Origin of the sequence: Streptomyces sp. NPDC020681, assembly GCF_044334895.1 — a bacterium.
Taxonomy (GTDB): domain Bacteria; phylum Actinomycetota; class Actinomycetes; order Streptomycetales; family Streptomycetaceae; genus Streptomyces.
This window is the reverse complement of the sequence record NZ_JBIRTX010000025.1, coordinates 81,792-99,163: the sequence shown is the minus strand read 5'-3', so window position 1 is coordinate 99,163 and position 17,372 is coordinate 81,792. Positions and strand designations below refer to the sequence as shown.

The 17,372-nt window shown below is 71.8% G+C and carries 15 protein-coding genes; 3 read left to right on the top strand and 12 right to left on the bottom strand.

Translation table 11 applies throughout. The features are described 5' to 3' along the window. Positions 1-113: 113 nt before the first annotated feature. The 9 genes from ACH4YL_RS36090 to rimP form a co-directional block, all read right to left on the bottom strand. Positions 114-1,058, bottom strand: coding sequence for a bifunctional riboflavin kinase/FAD synthetase (locus ACH4YL_RS36090; protein ID WP_398511754.1), 945 nt, complete (start codon positions 1,056-1,058; stop codon positions 114-116). Positions 1,059-1,099: 41 nt separating this feature from the next. Then, on the bottom strand, positions 1,100-4,666 hold the full coding sequence (locus tag ACH4YL_RS36085; protein WP_398511753.1) for a trypsin-like peptidase domain-containing protein: 3,567 nt from the start codon (positions 4,664-4,666) through the stop codon (positions 1,100-1,102). A 226-nt stretch (positions 4,667-4,892) separates the two neighbouring features. Then, positions 4,893-5,825, bottom strand: a complete 933-nt coding sequence (truB, locus tag ACH4YL_RS36080) for a tRNA pseudouridine(55) synthase TruB (RefSeq protein WP_398511752.1) — start codon at positions 5,823-5,825, stop codon at positions 4,893-4,895. Then, on the bottom strand, positions 5,822-6,265 hold the full coding sequence (gene rbfA, locus ACH4YL_RS36075) for a 30S ribosome-binding factor RbfA (protein WP_398511751.1): 444 nt from the start codon (positions 6,263-6,265) through the stop codon (positions 5,822-5,824). The genes truB and rbfA overlap by 4 nt, the downstream gene beginning before the upstream one ends. A gap of 27 nt (positions 6,266-6,292) precedes the next feature. Next, complete coding sequence (locus tag ACH4YL_RS36070) at positions 6,293-6,586, bottom strand: DUF503 domain-containing protein (RefSeq protein WP_398511750.1); 294 nt, start codon at positions 6,584-6,586, stop codon at positions 6,293-6,295. Positions 6,587-6,770: 184 nt separating this feature from the next. Further along, positions 6,771-9,881 (bottom strand): translation initiation factor IF-2, encoded by a 3,111-nt coding sequence (gene infB / locus ACH4YL_RS36065; RefSeq protein ID WP_398511749.1) that lies wholly within the window; start codon positions 9,879-9,881, stop codon positions 6,771-6,773. 155 nt (positions 9,882-10,036) lie between these two features. Next, positions 10,037-10,324 (bottom strand): YlxR family protein, encoded by a 288-nt coding sequence (locus ACH4YL_RS36060; protein WP_398511748.1) that lies wholly within the window; start codon positions 10,322-10,324, stop codon positions 10,037-10,039. A 117-nt stretch (positions 10,325-10,441) separates the two neighbouring features. After that, positions 10,442-11,449 carry a transcription termination factor NusA gene (gene nusA, locus ACH4YL_RS36055; protein ID WP_398511747.1) on the bottom strand — a complete coding sequence of 336 codons (1,008 nt, stop codon included), beginning with the start codon at positions 11,447-11,449 and terminating at the stop codon, positions 10,442-10,444. A gap of 2 nt (positions 11,450-11,451) precedes the next feature. Next, positions 11,452-11,952: a ribosome maturation factor RimP gene (gene rimP, locus ACH4YL_RS36050; protein WP_398511746.1), complete on the bottom strand. Its 501-nt coding sequence runs from the start codon at positions 11,950-11,952 to the stop codon at positions 11,452-11,454. A gap of 153 nt (positions 11,953-12,105) precedes the next feature. Here rimP and ACH4YL_RS36045 point away from each other — a divergent pair, with 153 nt between their 5' ends. Genes ACH4YL_RS36045 through ACH4YL_RS36035 form a run of 3 tightly spaced genes read left to right on the top strand, consistent with a single transcriptional unit; the run spans position 12,106 to position 13,897 of the window. Continuing rightward, the gene (locus tag ACH4YL_RS36045; RefSeq protein ID WP_398511745.1) at positions 12,106-12,594 is read left to right on the top strand and encodes a hypothetical protein; all 489 of its coding nucleotides are present in this window, start codon (positions 12,106-12,108) and stop codon (positions 12,592-12,594) included. Further along, entirely contained in the window at positions 12,591-13,016 is a 426-nt protein-coding gene (locus ACH4YL_RS36040) for a ferritin-like domain-containing protein (RefSeq protein ID WP_398511744.1), read from the top strand. The genes ACH4YL_RS36045 and ACH4YL_RS36040 overlap by 4 nt, the downstream gene beginning before the upstream one ends. A gap of 17 nt (positions 13,017-13,033) precedes the next feature. Continuing rightward, positions 13,034-13,897 (top strand): aminoglycoside phosphotransferase family protein, encoded by an 864-nt coding sequence (locus ACH4YL_RS36035; protein ID WP_398511743.1) that lies wholly within the window; start codon positions 13,034-13,036, stop codon positions 13,895-13,897. Between the two features lie 200 nt (positions 13,898-14,097). Here the strand turns inward: ACH4YL_RS36035 and ACH4YL_RS36030 are convergent, their stop codons facing one another. The 3 genes from ACH4YL_RS36030 to ACH4YL_RS36020 form a co-directional block, all read right to left on the bottom strand. Continuing rightward, positions 14,098-15,792, bottom strand: coding sequence for a proline--tRNA ligase (locus ACH4YL_RS36030; protein ID WP_398511742.1), 1,695 nt, complete (start codon positions 15,790-15,792; stop codon positions 14,098-14,100). 104 nt (positions 15,793-15,896) lie between these two features. Then, on the bottom strand, positions 15,897-16,463 hold the full coding sequence (locus tag ACH4YL_RS36025; RefSeq protein WP_398511741.1) for a GNAT family N-acetyltransferase: 567 nt from the start codon (positions 16,461-16,463) through the stop codon (positions 15,897-15,899). A gap of 29 nt (positions 16,464-16,492) precedes the next feature. Beyond that, the gene (locus ACH4YL_RS36020) at positions 16,493-17,338 is read right to left on the bottom strand and encodes a GNAT family N-acetyltransferase (RefSeq protein WP_398511740.1); all 846 of its coding nucleotides are present in this window, start codon (positions 17,336-17,338) and stop codon (positions 16,493-16,495) included. Positions 17,339-17,372 lie beyond the last annotated feature (34 nt).

The following is a 17,372-nucleotide window of genomic DNA, read 5'->3' as shown; positions in this document are numbered from 1 at the left end:
CCACACCTACAACCACCACCGCAGCCACACCGCACTCGAAGGCAAACCACCCATCACCCGCGTGAACAACGCTCCAGGGCAATACACCTAGGGCCCGTCGTCTGGATCAGGCCCTAGAGGCCGGCCGTCAGTTCGCGGCAGCGCTTCACGTCCGCCGCGATCGCGTCGAGCAGCGCCTCGATCGACTCGAACTTCTCCTGGCCGCGCACATAGGCCAGGAAGTCCACCGCCACATGCAGCCCGTACAGATCCAGGCCCACCCGGTCGATCGCGTACGCCTCGACCGTTCGTTCCGTGCCGTCGAACTGCGGGTTCGTGCCCACCGAGATCGCCGCCGGCATCCGCTCGCCGTCCGCCGTCAGCCAGCCCGCGTACACGCCGTCCGCCGGGATCGCGGTGTGTGGCAGGGTCTCCACGTTCGCCGTCGGGTAGCCCAGCTCGCGGCCGCGCTGCGCGCCGCGGACCACCACGCCCTCGACGCGGTGCGGGCGGCCCAGGATCTCGTTCGCGCCCTCGATGTCGCCCTCCGCGATCAGGCGGCGGGTCAGAGTCGAGGAGAAGGGCTCGCCGCCGCCCGCCTCGCCGGTCACGTACAGGTCGTTGACCTCGACCTCGTAGTCGTACGTCGCACCCAGTTCGGCGAGGAAGTCGACATTGCCGGCGGCCTTGTGGCCGAAGCGGAAGTTCGGGCCCTCGATCACGGCGCGCGCGTGCAACTTGTCCACCAGCACCTTCACGATGAAGTCCGCCGGCGACAGCTTCGAGAACTCGGTCGTGAAGGGAAGGATGAGCACCGCGTCGACGCCCAGCTCCGCCATCAGCTCGGCGCGCCGGTGGTGCGGCGCCAGCAGCGGCGGGTGACTGCCCGGCCGTACGACCTCGCTCGGGTGCGGGTCGAAGGTCACGACGACGGAGGGGACGCCGAGCTCGCGGGCGCGGGCCACCGCCCGGCCGATGATCAGCTGGTGCCCACGGTGCACGCCGTCGTAGGAGCCAATGGTGACGACGCTGCGTCCCCAGTCCTGGGGGATGTCCTCCAAGCCACGCCAGCGCTGCACTGTGACCGCTCCTCGCCCGAACCTGTGTACTCGATTGCCGATTACGCAGGTCTAAGACTGCCATGCCCGCGGCTGCCGCTTCGCATCGGCACCGGGCTGCCCAGGGCCTCCACTGTCCTGCGGGCGCTCGGGCCGACGACCGCCGCCCACTCCTGCGGGGCCGTGGCCAGCCACCCGGCGACGAGCGCGGCGAAGCCGGGAACCTCACGGGCCAGCCGGACGAGATGCCGGTCGAAGCGCGTCGCGCCTTCCGGCGTACGGCCGAGGAGGAGACCCGTGCGGTGGACCAGCTCGCGGGTGCGGGCCTCGGTCCGGGTGCCGGAGCCGAGCGCGGCGGCCCGCAGAAGCGCGTCGAGGACGACCGGGTCACGGGTCTCGTACTGCTCGTGGTCCAGCAGCACCTCGAGAAGCTCGTCCCGCAGCGGCCGAGAGGCTGCGGTGCCCGGCGCGGCGAGCACCGGAACGAGCGCCCTGCGCACCTGGCAGGGCCGAGCCCGCAGCAGGCCGGTGACCAGTGGAAACAGCAGGGCGCGGGCCGCCGGGCCCTGTTCGAGGCGGCGGTCGACAAAGGCCGCGGCATGGTCCGCGCCGTCCGGCCTGCGGTCGACGTACTCGCCGACGAGCGCGGCGGCGCGGCGGGCCAGCGCGGGCGTGGCCACCTCGGCGAGCACGCTCAGCACCTCACCCGCGCCGTCGCCCGGCTGATGCAGCCGCGCGTGGAAGGCGGCGAGCACCGGCTCCGGGTGCGTGCAGAGCGCTGTGGCCAGCGCGCTCACCGGCAGCCGCCGGTCACCGGACCCGAAGCGCGCCAGGGCGTGGCCGAGATAGCGCGAGCGGGTGGCCGGATCTCGGACGAGGAGGGCGAGCGCCGGACCGTGCAGCGTGGTGTCGGCCGGGCGCGCGAGCAGCGCGAGGGCCGCGTACCGCAGCAGTTCGCGGTCGGCGTCGGTGCTCACGCGGGCGGCGGTGGCGAGTCCGTACGCGGCGGCCGCGACCCGCCGCTCCGGCCGCGCGTCGTGGGCCCAGCGGTCCACGGCCCGGCAGAGCGCGGACGGCTCGTCCTCGGCGAGCGTGGCAAGCAGTTCGTCGGCGCGGGGATGCGCGGTGGCGACGAGGGCCTCGGTGAGATCGTCGACGGCGAGGTCACGGTGGGCGTAGAGAAGCGCCTGGGCCGCGGCTGCGACGGTGGGCCGCATCCCGGAGCCGGGGTCGGCGGGCAGAGGCGTCCCGTCGGTGAACCACCGGCACAGCAGCGGCTGTACGGCCCGGGGATCGGAGGTCAGCCGCGCCGCGGCGGAGTCCAGATAGCGCGGGGCCCGGGCACCATGCTGCCGGGTCCCGGGCGTCCCGTCGGCCGGGACGAGCCGCCGCAGCAGATCGAACCTCTGCGTCTCGCTCAGCCTCAGCCGCTCCCAGAACCAGGGCCCGAACTCGCCCAGACCGCCGAGGTGTTCGGTCCCTCCCGCGCGCACCGACCGCCGGGAGATCCGCTCGGCGAGCATCCGCAGAACGGGCAGCTGGGCCCCCGGATCGGGAACCCGCAGCAGCGCTTCCCGAAGCAGCCGGGCACCCCACCATCGGGCGTCCTCGACCCGCTGCCCCATGTCGGCGGTGTCCGCCGTATCCAGCCGTTCCAGCGCGTCGAGGAGCTCCGCCAGCCTGCGGGCCAGCGCCGCCGGGCCCTGTACGCGCTCCAGAAGCAGCAGGGCCTGGACCACCGGGCCGATGCGGTGGCGCGGGACCGGGAGCGCGCTGCGCTCCGGTCCGGACGAGCCCGGCGGCGGTGGAACGCGGGTGCCCACCGGCCCGCTCTGGCCCGCCCGCGACGGCAGTCCCACCGGCGCCTGCGCATGCCAGCGGTGCACGAGTGAGTGCAGCGCCGCGTCGAGGTCGAGATGCGCGCCCTGCACCCAGTCCGCCAGTTCCTGGTGGGCGAAGCGGTAGCCCGCGCCCGCCGGGACCAGCAGGCCCTCGGTGAGCGCCGCGGAGGCCCAGCCCGCCTTCCACGGGAAGATCTCCTCGAACGACTCGCGGTCCAGCTCGCCCTGTCCCGGGCCGAGACAGCGCCGCGCGGCCTCGTGGACCTGTCCCGACACCTTCGCGGCCAGTCTGCGCACGGCCGTCCCGCGCAGTTGCGGCCGGGACGCCGCGGCGATGCGTACCGCGATCCGAAGGCACAACAGGTCCAGGTGGGCGGCGAAGATCTCCTCGCGGGTGGGCCGTCCGGCCACATCGCCGGGCAGCGCCTCCCGGACCTCGGCCAGCAGCCGCAGCGCCAGCGGATGCCGCGCGTCCGCGGCGGCGATCGCGTCGGCCGGCAGCCCGTACCGCTCCCCGGCCTGCTCCGCCTCGCTCTCGGACAGCCCGGCGATGTGCATCGCGGGCGGCAGCCGGTGCGCTTGGTTCGCGGGCCGGTGCAGTACGTCCGGCGGGTAGAGCGCCCCGGCCTGTTCCCAGTGCTCGGGCCGGCAGCCGACGGCCATCCGTACGCCGCAGGAGCTCAGCCAGGACACCGTGCCCGCCGTCCAGTCCGGCAGCCGGTGGGCCAGTACGGGCGGCATCTCCTCGGGCCCGTCCAACAGGACCAGCAGCGGGCGGCCCGCCGCTCGCGCGAGTGCGGCGACCCGCTCCGGCGTGACGAGTTCCATGTCCCCGCGTGCGCCCGACGCGGCGAGGATGCGCCCGGCCTGCCGCAGCGCTCGGCCGACGGCATCGGCGACCGATGAGTCCTCGGCCTGGAGGTCGGCGCCGCGCAGCCACACGGTCGGCGCGGGTTCCGCGCCACGGGCGCGCCTGGCGGCGAGGGCGGCGAGTTCGGTCGTACGGCCCGTCCCCGGATCGCCGACGAGGCCCAGCACGAGCGCGGTGAAGGCACCGAACTCCCTTACGGTGTCCGGTCGTTCCACGGGATCGGGCCAGGCGCTCGGCCCGCCGACCGAGCCGACGGAGGTTGCCGTGAGCTCCAGCACGGCGGCGAGGTTGAGGTCGTGTCCGTACGCCGGGACGGTGGCCGCGTTGCGGCGCAGCAGTTCGGCGAGCGGCGAGTCCGGGGCCTGGGCCCGCAGCGGCAGGGCGAATCCTGCGGCACGGCGTCCGGACTGCAGCGCGGTGCCGAGGACGGCGAGCACCGCGCCGGTCGACGGGTCGAGCACCGGCCCTCCGGCGGCTTCGCCGCCCAGCCGCAGCGCATCGCTGCCCTCCGCCCCGGTCGCCAGCTCCAGAGCCTCGCCGACGAGATGGAAGCGATCGGTCGCGGTGTACGTCACCTGCGCCGAGCCCAGTACGCGCGCCTCGCGCCAGCCATCCGCCGGGATATGTACGTACGACCCCGTCTCGACCTGCTCGCGCGCGCTGATCGGCAGCGGCCGCAGACCGAGCCCTTCGGTGCGCACCAGCGCGAGCCCGGCTTCCGGCAGTGGGGTGATGGCGTCGGCCTCGGCGAGGCAGGTACGGTCACCGGCGGCGTGCAGCACCACGCGTACCAGCCCGTCGACGGCCTCATGGCTGGTGACGACCGTGCCCAGGTCGTCCGCGACGAACCCGGTTCCGCGCGGCCGCCCGGCCAGGTCACAGATCCTCACCAGCGTCGCCAGGTCCCCGCGTCCCATGTTCTCGACGTTAGGTCGGCATGATCAGCGGGAGAAGAGGCGTTTCGAACGCGCCCCCAAGTGCACCCACGGTTCACTCCGAGCGCCTGCTCGATGGGGTGAATTGTGAGGGTGGGGTGGATAGACCCCCTGCGAGGGGGATTGTGGAACGGGCAGCTGCCCTGCCCGTTCCACGATGGGCCGGAGCCGCCTCGGCCGAGGGCAGGCAGAGCACCCGGTCGAGGACTCAGCCGAAGACCGCGATGCTTTTGGCCTTGCCCTTCTGCTCCTCGACCAGTGCCAGAAAGCGGCCGTCGGGACCGAAGGCCGCGACGGGCGCGCTGCCGAAGGCCGGCATGTCCAGCCGTACGCCATTGGTCAGCAGTCTGGCCTGCTTCTCGTCCACGTCCCAGCGCGGGAACGCGGCGTCCGCGGCGTCCGCGATCGGCATCACCGTGAGCTCCTTCTGGAGCTCGTCGAGCGTCTTGGCCGCATCGAGCTTGTACGGCCCGACGCGGGTGCGCCGCAGCGCGGTGAGATGCCCGCCGACGCCGAGACCGGCACCTAGGTCACGGGCGAGAGCGCGGATGTACGTACCGGACGAGCAGACCACCGCCACGACGAGGTCCACGACCGGCGTCCCGTCCTCGGCGGTGGCCTCCCGCATGTCGTACACGGTGAACTGGGACACGGTCACCGGGCGGGCCGGGATCTCGAAGTCCTCGCCGCCGCGCACCCGTGCGTACGACCGCTTGCCGTCGATCTTGATGGCGCTGACCTTGGACGGCACCTGCATGATGTTGCCGGTCAGCTCGGCCACGCCCGCGTCGACGGCGTCCCGGGTGACCCCGGAGGCGTCGGCCGATGCGGTGATCTCACCTTCGGCGTCGTCCGTGACGGTCGTCTGCCCGAGCCGGATCGTGCCGAGGTACTCCTTCTCCGTCAGCGCGAGATGCCCGAGCAGCTTGGTGGCCTTCTCGACGCCCAGCACCAGCACGCCGGTGGCCATGGGGTCGAGCGTCCCCGCGTGTCCGACGCGGCGGGTCTTCGCGATCCCGCGCATCTTCGCGACGACGTCGTGCGAAGTGAAGCCGGACGGCTTGTCCACGATGACAAGTCCGTCCGGCGTCGCGTTCGCTCGGCTCGTCTCCGGGCGCTCGCGGTTGATGTGCTGCGTCATTCCGAGGCTTCGTCCTCGTCCTCGGGCTTGCGGTACGGGTCCGCCTCACCGGCGTACGCCGCGCCCGAGGACGCCTCGCGCACCTTCGCGTCCGAGGCCCGTGCCTTGTCCAGCAGGTCCTCGATCGTCTTGGCGTTCTCGGGGAGCGCGTCCGCCACGAACGTCAGGGTCGGAGTGAACTTCGTCCCCGCCGCGGCACCGACGGACGAGCGCAGGATGCCCTTGGCGCTCTCCAGCCCGGCTGCCGCACTCGCCCGGTCCTCGTCGTCGCCGTAGACCGTGTAGAAGACCGTGGCCTCCCGCAGGTCGCCGGTGACCCGGGTGTCCGTGATGGTCACATGCGTGCCGAGCCGCGGGTCCTTGATGCCGCGCTGCAGCTTCTCGGCGACCACTTCCCTGATGAGGTCCGCCAGTTTCTTCGCCCGCGCGTTGTCGGCCACTGGTCCTTCTCCTTCTTTGCCTTGCTATCAGTCTTCGTCGCTGTGGAGCCTGCGTCGAACGGACAGCAGCTCCACCTCCGGCCGGCCGGCGACCATGCGCTCGCACCGGTCAAGTACGTCTGTGAGGTGCCCCGTGTCACCCGAGACCATGGCGAGGCCTATCTCGGCCCTGCGATGGAGGTTCTGGTCCCCGGTCTCCGCCGCGCTCACCGCGAATTTCCGCTGGAGTTCGGCGACGATCGGGCGGATCACAGAGCGCTTCTCCTTCAGCGACCGTACGTCGCCGAGAAGCAGATCGAAGGACAGAGTCCCCACATACATGGATGCATCCGGATGTCCCGCCGGTTCGGGTTTGCTGGGATCCACCTCGCGTGAACAGTCCCCTGCCGGCGCTTGGCAGGGACACAAGAACCGTACACGCAGCGGCCGGGGCCGATCGACGGAATAACTTCCGCCGACCGGCCCCGGTTCTGGGGGTCCCCCCGCCGAAGGCAGGGGGAGTGTGTCAGCCGCGCGGCTTCTCGCGCATCTCGTACGTCGCGATGACGTCGTCGATCTTGATGTCGTTGAAGTTTCCGAGGTTGATACCGCCCTCGAAGCCTTCGCGAATCTCGGTGACGTCGTCCTTGAAGCGGCGCAGACCCTCGATGTTGAGGCTCTCCGCGATGACCTTGCCGTCGCGGATGAGGCGCGCCTTGGTGTTGCGCTTGACCTCGCCGGAGCGGATGAGAACACCCGCGATGTTGCCCAGCTTGGACGAGCGGAAGACCTCGCGGATCTCCGCCGTGCCGAGCTCGACCTCTTCGTACTCCGGCTTGAGCATGCCCTTGAGGGCCGCCTCGATCTCCTCGATGGCCTGGTAGATCACCGAGTAGTACCGGACGTCGACGCCCTCGCGCTCCGCCATCTGCGCGGCACGGCCGGCCGCACGGACGTTGAAGCCGATGACGATGGCGTCGGAGCCCATCGCCAGGTCGATGTCCGACTCGGTGACCGCACCCACACCACGGTGCAGGACCCGGATCTCGACCTCTTCGCCGACGTCGAGCTGGAGCAGCGAGGACTCGAGAGCCTCCACCGAACCGGACGCGTCGCCCTTGATGATGATGTTGAGATCCTGAACCAGACCGGCCTTGAGCACCTTGTCGAGGTCCTCGAGGGACACCCGGCGGGTGCGCTTGGCGAAGGCGGCGTTGCGCTCACGCGCAGCCCGCTTCTCGGCGATCTGACGGGCCGTACGGTCCTCGTCGACAACCAGGAAGTTGTCGCCGGCACCCGGGACGTTGGTGAGACCCAGGACCAGGACGGGGGTCGACGGACCCGCTTCCTCGACGTTGTTGCCGTTGTCGTCGAGCATCGCCCGGACACGGCCGTACGCGTCACCGGCGACCATCGTGTCGCCGACGCGGAGCGTTCCGCGCTGGACGAGCACAGTGGCGACGGCACCGCGGCCACGGTCGAGGTGGGCCTCGATCGCAATACCCTGCGCGTCCATCTCGGCGTTCGCCCGGAGGTCGAGCGAGGCGTCCGCGGTCAGAACCACGGCCTCCAGCAGGGAGTCGATGTGCAGACCCTGCTTGGCGGAGATGTCGACGAACATGGTGTCGCCGCCGTACTCCTCGGCCACCAGACCGAACTCGGTCAGCTGACCGCGCACCTTGGTCGGGTCCGCGCCCTCGACGTCGATCTTGTTGACCGCGACCACGATCGGCACACCGGCCGCCTTGGCGTGGTTCAGCGCCTCGATCGTCTGGGGCATCACACCGTCGTTCGCCGCCACCACGAGGATCGCGATGTCGGTGGACTTGGCACCACGGGCACGCATGGCGGTGAACGCCTCGTGACCCGGGGTGTCGATGAAGGTGATCCTGCGGTCTTCACCGTTGACCTCGGTGCCGACCTGGTACGCACCGATGTGCTGCGTAATGCCGCCGGCCTCGCCCGCAACGACGTTCGTCTTGCGGATGGCGTCCAGCAGTCGGGTCTTACCGTGGTCGACGTGACCCATGACGGTCACGACCGGCGGACGGGAGACGAGCATTTCCTCGCCGCCCTCGTCCTCGCCGAACTCGATGTCGAAGGACTCGAGAAGCTCGCGGTCCTCCTCCTCGGGGCTGACGATCTGAACGGTGTAGTTCATCTCGTCGGCGAGAAGCTGCAGCGTCTCGTCGGACACGGACTGCGTGGCCGTGACCATCTCGCCGAGGTTCATCATCACGGCGACGAGCGACGCCGGGTTGGCGTTGATCTTCTCCGCGAAGTCGGTGAGGGAGGCACCGCGCGACAGGCGAACGGTCTCGCCGTTGCCGCGAGGCAGCATCACACCGCCGACCGACGGGGCCTGCATGGCCTCGTACTCCTGGCGCCTCTGCCGCTTCGACTTACGGCCACGACGGGCCGGGCCGCCGGGACGGCCGAAGGCGCCCTGCGTGCCACCACGGCCGCCGGGACCACCCGGACGACCGCCGAAGCCGGGACGGCCACCGCCGCCACCGAAGCCACCGCCGCCACCGGGGCCACCGCCACCGGGACGACCGGCGAAACCGCCGCCGCCACCGGGACGACCTGCACCGCCGCCACCGCCGCCGGGACGACCGGCGAAGCCGCCGCCGCCACCGCCGCCGGGACGACCGGCACCGGCACCGCCGGGACGACCGCCGCCACCGCCGCCGGGACCGCGACCGCCGCCACCGCCGGGACCGCCACCAGGACGGGGAGCGGAAGCAGGACGCTGCGGCATCATGCCCGGGTTCGGACGGTTGCCCGCGGGGCCGCCGCCGGGGCGGGGCGCCTGCGGACGAGGCATGCCGCCGGGGGACGGACGAGCGCCGCCCTGACCCTGCGGACGAGGAGCACCACCGGGACCGCCCTGCGGACGCGGGGCGCCCGGACGGTCCTGACCGCCACCGGGGCGGGGAGCGCCGCCGGGACGGGGCGCCTGCGGGCGCGCCATTCCGGTGGAGCCGCCGGAGGTGAAGGGGTTGTTGCCCGGACGGGGACCGGCCGGACGGCTGCCGCCGGGGCGCTGACCGCCCTGACCGGCAGCGGGACGCGCAGGACGCTCGCCACGGCCGCCGTCACGCTGACCGCCGGCCGGAGCCGGACGGGCAGAGCCGCCGGCAGGGCGGGGTCCGGGAGCGGCACCCGCGGGACGCGGGGCCTGCGGCGCGGCGGGCTGCGCCGGCGCCGGGGCGGAGAACTCGGCCGCGGGGACCGGAGCCGCCGGGGCGGGCTTGGCCGGTGCGGGCTTGGGGCCCGGACGCGGACCGGAGGCCGCCGGAGTGCTGGAGGGGGCGCTGCTCACGGGGGCCTCGGCAACGGCCGGCTTGGGGGCCGGAGTGCCGGGCTTGGGGGCAGCGGGACGTGCCGCAGCAGCCGGTGACGGCGCTGCGGGCTTTACGGGGGCGGCCTTGCGAGGCGCGCCAGGCTTGGCAGCGGACTTGCCGGCGTTGCCGCCGGGCCCCTGCAGTGCGTCAGTCAACTTGCGTACAACCGGCGCTTCGATCGTCGAAGACGCCGAACGGACGAATTCACCGAGTTCTTGGAGCTTGGCCATGACGACCTTGCTCTCCACGCCGAACTCCTTGGCGAGTTCGTATACCCGGACCTTAGCCACTTCGCTCCTTTTAGGTCCGGGTTACCGCCGGACCGTCGCTACTTCATGGGCGTACTCATCGCGTACTCATCGAGTGCTCATCGCAATCTCGACCTACTTCCAACTCGCGAGGTACCTGACCGCACGGGGTTCCGTGCCGTACTTCTTCTTACGTCTTACGGTGCTGCCTGCGCCGCCTGGTCGACATACCGCCGTACTTCCGCCGTGTCGAGCGGTCCCTCGGCCCTGAGGGCCCTGGGGAACGCCCGGCGTCGTACCGCCAGGTCGAGACAGACCAAGGCGGGGTGTACATACGCACCCCGGCCGGGCAGCGTACCGCGATCATCGGGGACACATGCGCCCTCGATCACCACGATGCGCAGCAGATCGGTCTTGGCCGCTCGCTCCCGGCACCCCACGCAGGTGCGCTCAGGGCATACGCGGGCATGCGTCCGGCCAGACACGTTTAAGTCTACCTCCCCGTAGCGACCTCACCCCTTTGGGGCAAAAATCGAACGATCGTTGTCCTGATCTCGGTGAGGTCCCCGTCAGTGCAACGGCGATCCGCCCGGTCGCATTCCTCAGTCCTGGTCGGAGCCGTGCTCCGGGCTCTGCTCGGTGTCCGGGCGGATGTCGATGCGCCAGCCCGTGAGACGGGCGGCGAGACGGGCGTTCTGGCCCTCCTTGCCGATCGCCAGCGACAGCTGGTAGTCCGGCACCGTCACCCGCGCCGAACGCGCGGCCAGATCGACGACCTCGACCTTGCTGACACGGGCCGGCGAGAGGGCGTTGGCGACCATGTCGGCCGGGTCGTCCGACCAGTCGACGATGTCGATCTTCTCGCCGTGCAGCTCGGCCATGACATTGCGCACGCGGCCGCCCATCGGGCCGATGCAGGCGCCCTTCGCGTTCAGGCCACTGCGGGTCGACCGGACGGCGATCTTGGTGCGGTGGCCGGCCTCGCGGGCGATGGCGGCGATCTCGACGCTGCCGTCCGCGATCTCCGGGACCTCCAGCGCGAAGAGCTTCTTCACCAGGTTCGGGTGGGTGCGGGAGAGGGTCACGGACGGGCCGCGGACACCCTTGGCCACCCGGACGACGTACGTACGCAGCCGCAGGCCGTGGGTGTACTCCTCGCCGGGGACCTGCTCCTGCACCGGCAGGATCGCCTCGAGCTTGTCGTCCAGCCTGACCAGGACGTTCTTGGGGTCCTTGCCCTGCTGGACCATGCCCGCGACGACATCGCCCTCACGGCGGGCGTACTCGCCGAAGGTGACGTCGTTCTCGGCGTCCCGCAGCCGCTGCTGGATGACCTGGCGTGCGGTGGTGGCGGCGATCCGGCCGAAGTCCGACGGGGTGTCGTCGAACTCCTTGGGCTCCTGGCCCTCCTCCAGATCGGCCGCGTCCTCCTTCGCCCACACGGTCACATGGCCGGTGTCGCGGCTGAGCACGACGCGGGCGTGCCGACGGCTGCCCTCGGTGCGGTGGTACGCGATGAGGAGGGCCGACTCGATCGCCTCGACCAGCAGGTCGAAGGGGATCTCCTTCTCTTGTGCCAAGCCCTTCAGGAGCTTTACGTCGATGTCCACGGCTACGCCTCCTCTTCCTTCTTGTCCTTGCGGCTGAACTCGATCTCCACACGCGCCTTGGCGATCTGGTCGAACGTGACACGGCGGGCGGTGGGCTTGCGCCCCTTCACGCCCGGCACCTCGAGGTCGAGTCCCTCGTCGTCGACGGCCAGGATGCGGGCCACGACCTCGCCCTCACCCTCGTGCAGCTGCAGCTTGGCCAGCCGGCCGACGGCACGCACGTAGTGGCGGTGCTCCGTCAGGGGGCGGTCGGCGCCGGGCGAGCTCACTTCGAGTACGTACTCGCCCTCGCCCATGGCATCGGTCTCGTCGAGCTTCTCGGAGATGGCGCGGCTCAACTCGGCACAGGCGTCCAGAGTTGCGCCTTCGTCGGAGTCCACGATGATCCTCAGCATGCGTCGCCGTCCGGCGCGGGACACCTCGATCTCTTCCAGATCCAGGTCCGCGGCGCTGACGAGCGGTTCCAGCAGCCCGCGCAGCCTCTCGCTCTGGGTGGTGCTCATCCGGGTGACTCCTCGGCCGCGTGTGCTGTTGTGGGATCGTCGCGTGTCAGATCAAAGGGTATCCGGTCGCGGGGGGTGTTGCCGTCCACCTGCACGGCACCCACAGGTACGCTCGCCTGCGGCGATGATCACGAGAGGCCGAGGGAGACACGCGTGGGGCGCACGGGGACGACACGCAGACGCGCCCTCCTGGTGACGGGTGCGGTCGCGGCTGCGGCGTTGACGGGCTGTTCGAACGAGGAGCCCGGGCGTCGCCGTACCCCGGGCTCCGTGGCCGACCCGGCGCGCGCCGAGGCGGCGCTGCGGCGGCGGCTCGCCGCCACGAGCGGTGCGCTGCGCGACCAGTACGACGCCACGATCGCCCAACACCCGGCGCTGGCCGGGCAGTTGACCACGTTGCGGACCTCGGTCGCCGAGCATGTCACCGCGCTCGGCGGCACGACACGGGCGGCCCCGCCGGTGCCGGTTCCCGCCGAACCGGCAGCCGCCGTCAAGGCGCTGGCCACGGCCGAACGCCGCACCTCTGACGCGCATGCCGCGGCACTCCTGGACGCCGAGCCGGAGCTCGCCAGGCTGCTGGCCTCGCTCGCGGCGGCCGGCGCGACGCACGCGTATCTGCTGACGAAGGAGGGCCCGCGATGAGCGCGCTGGGCGCGTTGCAGGCCGCGCTCGCCGCGGAGCACGCGGCGGTGTACGGGTACGGGGTCGTCGGCGGCCGGATCGGCGACGACCGCCGGGCCGATGTCATGGCCGCCTACGGAGCCCACCGCGCCCGGCGGGACTCGCTGTCGCGCACCGTTCGCGACCTGGGCGGAACGCCGGCCGCGGCGGCCGCCGCGTACGCGCTCCCGTTCGAGGTGCCGGACGCCGCCGCCGCCGTGCGCCTCGCCGCGGTGCTGGAGGACCGCGTCGCCGGGGTCTACTCCGATCTCGTACGGGCGGCGGTCGGACCGCTGCGACTGGATGCGGCGGGTGCGCTGCGCGAGGCGGCGGTACGGGCCGTGCGGTGGCGCGGCAGCGGCGTAGCCTTTCCTGGGCTCGCCGAGCGGGCCACACAGCAGTGAAAGGGAACTTCGCACGCATGGGTTTTGAAGCGCCCCAGCGTCTGGTGCGGGCGCTCGGCGAGAGTGATGCCTGGCTCGGCAAGCTGCCGACCCTGGTCGACGAGGCGGTCTCCCGGCACGGACTGGACGTCGAGCGGGTGATGGCCCCCGGCGGCCGGAGCAGTCTGGTCGTCCTCGTACGCCTGCCGGACGGCACTCCCGCCGCACTGAAAATGGTCCCGCCGTTCGCCGGGCCCGCGCTGGAAGGTGCGGCGCTGGAGCACTGGGACGGCTTCGGCGCGGTCCGGATCCTCACGGCCACGGACGGCGTGCTGCTGCTGGAGCGGCTGCACCCCGAAGTGTCCCTGCGGTCGCTGCCGGAGGCGAAGGCGCTGCTGGAGGCGGCCGGTACGGTACGCCGGCTGTGGGTCGAGCCGCCCGCGGACCATGGCTTCGAGACGGTCGCGGAACGGACCGCGCGGCAGGCGGACGCGATGCGGTCGTTCGCCGACCCGCTGGTCCCCGCGGCGCTCGCCGCGCGCGAGGAGCTGATCGCGGCACCGGGTGAAGTCCTGCTGCTGCACGGCAACTTCCGCCAGGGCAAGGTCCTCGCGGCCGACCGCACCCCGTGGCTCGCGGTCGGCCCGGAGCCCCTGGTGGGCGAACGCGCCTACGACCTGGCGCGGCTGGTCCGCGACCGGATCGAGGACCTGATCGCCAGCGCGTCGGGGGCGTCGGCGGCCCGCCGCCGGGTGAACAGACTCGCGGACTCGCTGGAGGTGGACGCGGACCGGCTGCGGGGCTGGACGCTGTTCCGGGCGGTGGAGTCGGCGACGAGGGCGCTGCGCTCGGGCCGCGGGCGCGAGGCGGAGCCGGCGCTGGAGTTCGCGGCCTGGCTGTAGACCCGGAGGCTGCGCGCCCCCGGGTCCCAGGACACGACCTAGGGCCTGTCGTCTGGATCAGGCCGGATCAGTGAGCGGGGTCTGGTGCCGTGGATCGCAAGGCGGAGGAGGGAGGCATGGCGGAGCCATGCCGACCGACGACAACGCGGCGAGGCGCGGTGCCAGGGCACGCGAGCCCGGCATGATCCAGACGAAAGGCCCTAGGCCCGCAGGCGCGCGACCGCCTCCGCCACCGTCAGCTCCTCGCGCTCACCGGTGCGGCGGTCCTTCAGCTCGACCACGCCTTCGCCGGAGCGCCGGCCCGCGACCAGGATCTTCGGGATGCCGATCAGCTCCGCGTCCGTGAACTTCACGCCCGGCGAGACGCCCGCGCGCTCGTCCACCAGGACCCGCAGACCCGCTGCCGCGAGCTGGTCCGCGACGTCGACCGCCAGCTCCGTCTGGAGCGCCTTGCCCGCGGCGACGACATGGACGTCGGCGGGAGCGATCTCGCTGGGCCAGCACAGGCCCTGCTCGTCGGCGGTCTGCTCGGCCAGCGCGGCGACCGCGCGCGAGACGCCGATGCCGTACGAGCCCATCGTGACGCGGACCGGCTTGCCGTTCTGGCCCAGGACGTCCAGCTGGAAGGTGTCCGCGTACTTGCGGCCGAGCTGGAAGATGTGGCCGATCTCGATCGCGCGGCCGAGCTTCAGCCCGGTGCCGCAGGACGGGCAGGGGTCGCCCTCCTGGACCACCACGACGTCGAGGTAGTCGTCGACCTCGAAGTCCCGCCCGGCGACCACGTTCTTCGCGTGCTTGTCGGCCTTGTTCGCGCCGGTGATCCACGCCGTGCCGGGCGCGACCCGCGGGTCGGCGATGTAGCGGACCTTGTCCAGGCCCTGCGGTCCGACGTAGCCGCGGACCAGGTCGGGACGGCCGGTGAAGTCGTCCGCGGTGACCAGGTCGACGACCGCCGGGGCCAGGTGCTCGCCCAGCTTGCCCAGGTCCACCTCGCGGTCGCCGGGCACGCCCACGGCCACGATCTCGCCGTCGACCTTCACCAGCAGGTTCTTGAGGGTCGCCGAAGCAGGTACGCCCAGGTGCTCCGCGAGCGACTCGATCGTCGGGGTGTCGGGGGTGTCGAGCTCCTCGACCGCGGGGTGCTCGTCCGCGACGGGCGCGAGCTTGAACGTCACGGCCTCGGTGTTCGCGGCGTAGTCGCACGCGGGACAGTCCACAAAGGTGTCCTCGCCCGCCGGCGCGGGCGCCAGGAACTCCTCGGACGCGGAGCCGCCCATCGCGCCGGAGACGGCGGAGACGATGCGGAAGTCGAGCCCCAGGCGCTGGAAGATCTTCTGGTACGCCGCGCGGTGCAGCGCGTACGACTCGGCGAGGCCCTCGTCCGTCGTGTCGAAGGAGTACGAGTCCTTCATCTGGAACTCACGGCCGCGCAGCACTCCCGCGCGGGGCCTGGCCTCGTCCCGGTACTTCGTCTGGATCTGGTAGAGCATCACCGGCAGGTCCTTGTAGGACGAGCACTGGTCCTTGACGACCTGGGTGAAGATCTCCTCGTGCGTCGGGCCGAGCAGATACTCCGCGCCCTTGCGGTCCCGCAGCCGGAACAGCAGGTCGCCGTACTCGTCGTAGCGGCCGCTCGCCTCGTACGGCTCCTTCGGCAGCAGCGCGGGGAGCAGCACCTCCTGGGCGCCGATGGCGTCCATCTCCTCGCGGACGACGCGCGAGACGTTCTCCAGGACCTTCTTGCCGAGCGGCAGCCAGGTCCAGATACCGGCGGAGGTCCGGCGCACATACCCGGCGCGGACCAGCAGCTTGTGGTTGAGGGTCTCCGCGTCCGCCGGGTCGTCACGCAGTGTCTTGACCATCAATCGGGACATGCGCTGGACCTGGGCTGCCATGGGAATTCTCCTGCGTACAGATGCGGTGATGTGCCAGGAGGTTATCCGGGCGGACCGGACGGGCGGAAATCAGTTCTCGCGCAGCAGCGGCAGCGGGCCGCGGCTCACGGCCGCGCGAGCGGCAAAGGAGCGCCCATCACGGCGTACGGGCTCGGCGCGCTCGGGAAGTGGACCTGGCCGGCCAGGTCCTGGTAGCCGAGCTTGCGGTAGAGGCCGCGGGCCGGGCTCTCGATGTCGATCGCGGACAGGATCGAGCGCGGCTGCTCGGCCTCGTCGGTGATCTCGGTGATCAGCGAGCGTCCGATGCCGCGGCCCTGGAAGTCGGGGTGGACATGCAGTTCGGTGATGACGAAGGAGTCGTCCAGCCAGCCGTCGGTGCCGTTGCGGCGCAGATAGGGCTCGACCACGGTGGACCACCAGTGACCGCGGTCGTTGGGCATCCCGTACACAAAGCCGACGAGGCGTCCCGTCTCCGTCAGCGCGCCGAGCGCACGCGCGCCGGGCTGGAGCAGATGCCGGTAGACGATATGGCGGCGGACCTCGATCTCGTCCTCGCTGAGTCCGAAGGCGAGGGCCTGCACCGCGAGCGCCTCGTCGATCCGCCCGGCGAGATCGAGCGGCCAGACCACGATGTCGGGCGTCTGGGGTGCGCCTCCGGAAAGTGCTGCCATGCGCGAACCCTACTTGCCATCGCCCGAGGTCAGAACAGCACGCTCATGAAAGACCCGACCTCGCGGAAGCCGACTCGGCGGTACGAGGCCCGGGCAGCGGTGTTGTAGTCGTTGACGTACAGGCTGACGACCGGGGCGACGTCGGCGAGCGCGTACCGCAGAACGGCCGCCATGCCGGTTTCCGACAGTCCGCGGCCGCGGAACTCCGGGTCGACCCAGACGCCTTGGATCTGGCAGGCCTGGGTGGTGGCCGCGCCGATCTCGGCCTTGAAGACGACCTTGCCGTCGTCGATGCGCGCGAACGCCCGCCCGGCGGCGACGAGTTCGGCCACTCGCGCCTGGTAGAGCAGTCCGCCGTCGCCCGCCATCGGCGAGATGCCGACCTCCTCGGTGAACATCGCCACACAGGCCGGCATGATCACGTCCACCTCGTCCTTGCGGATGCGCCGGACGTACGGATCGGGCTCGATGCTCTCGGGCGCACGCTCGGTCACCATCAGCGGCTGTTGGGCGCGTACGTCTCTGGCCGGGCCCCAGCTCGGCTCGAGGAGCCGCCACAGCTGAGCGGTCTGCTCGGCCGGGCCGACGATGGAGGAGCATCGGCGGCCGGCTCTGCGCGCACGGTCGGCGAAGGCGCGCACGGCCTCGGGGGTGGCGCAGATGGGCACCAGGTTCGCGCCGGAGTAGCACAGTGAGCGCAGCCGCCCGTCCGCGTACCAGCCCCACATCTCGCCGCCGAGGCGCCAGGGGTCGAGCCCCGCGACCTGGACGCGGGACGTGACGAAAGCGTTCGCCACCGGCTCGCTCTCGAGGACGGCGAGCGCTGCGCCGAGGTCGCTGGGTTCGAGGACCCGGGTGGTGGTCTGCGTCAACACGAGGGGGCCTCACCATACGGTCTGCTGGTCCTGG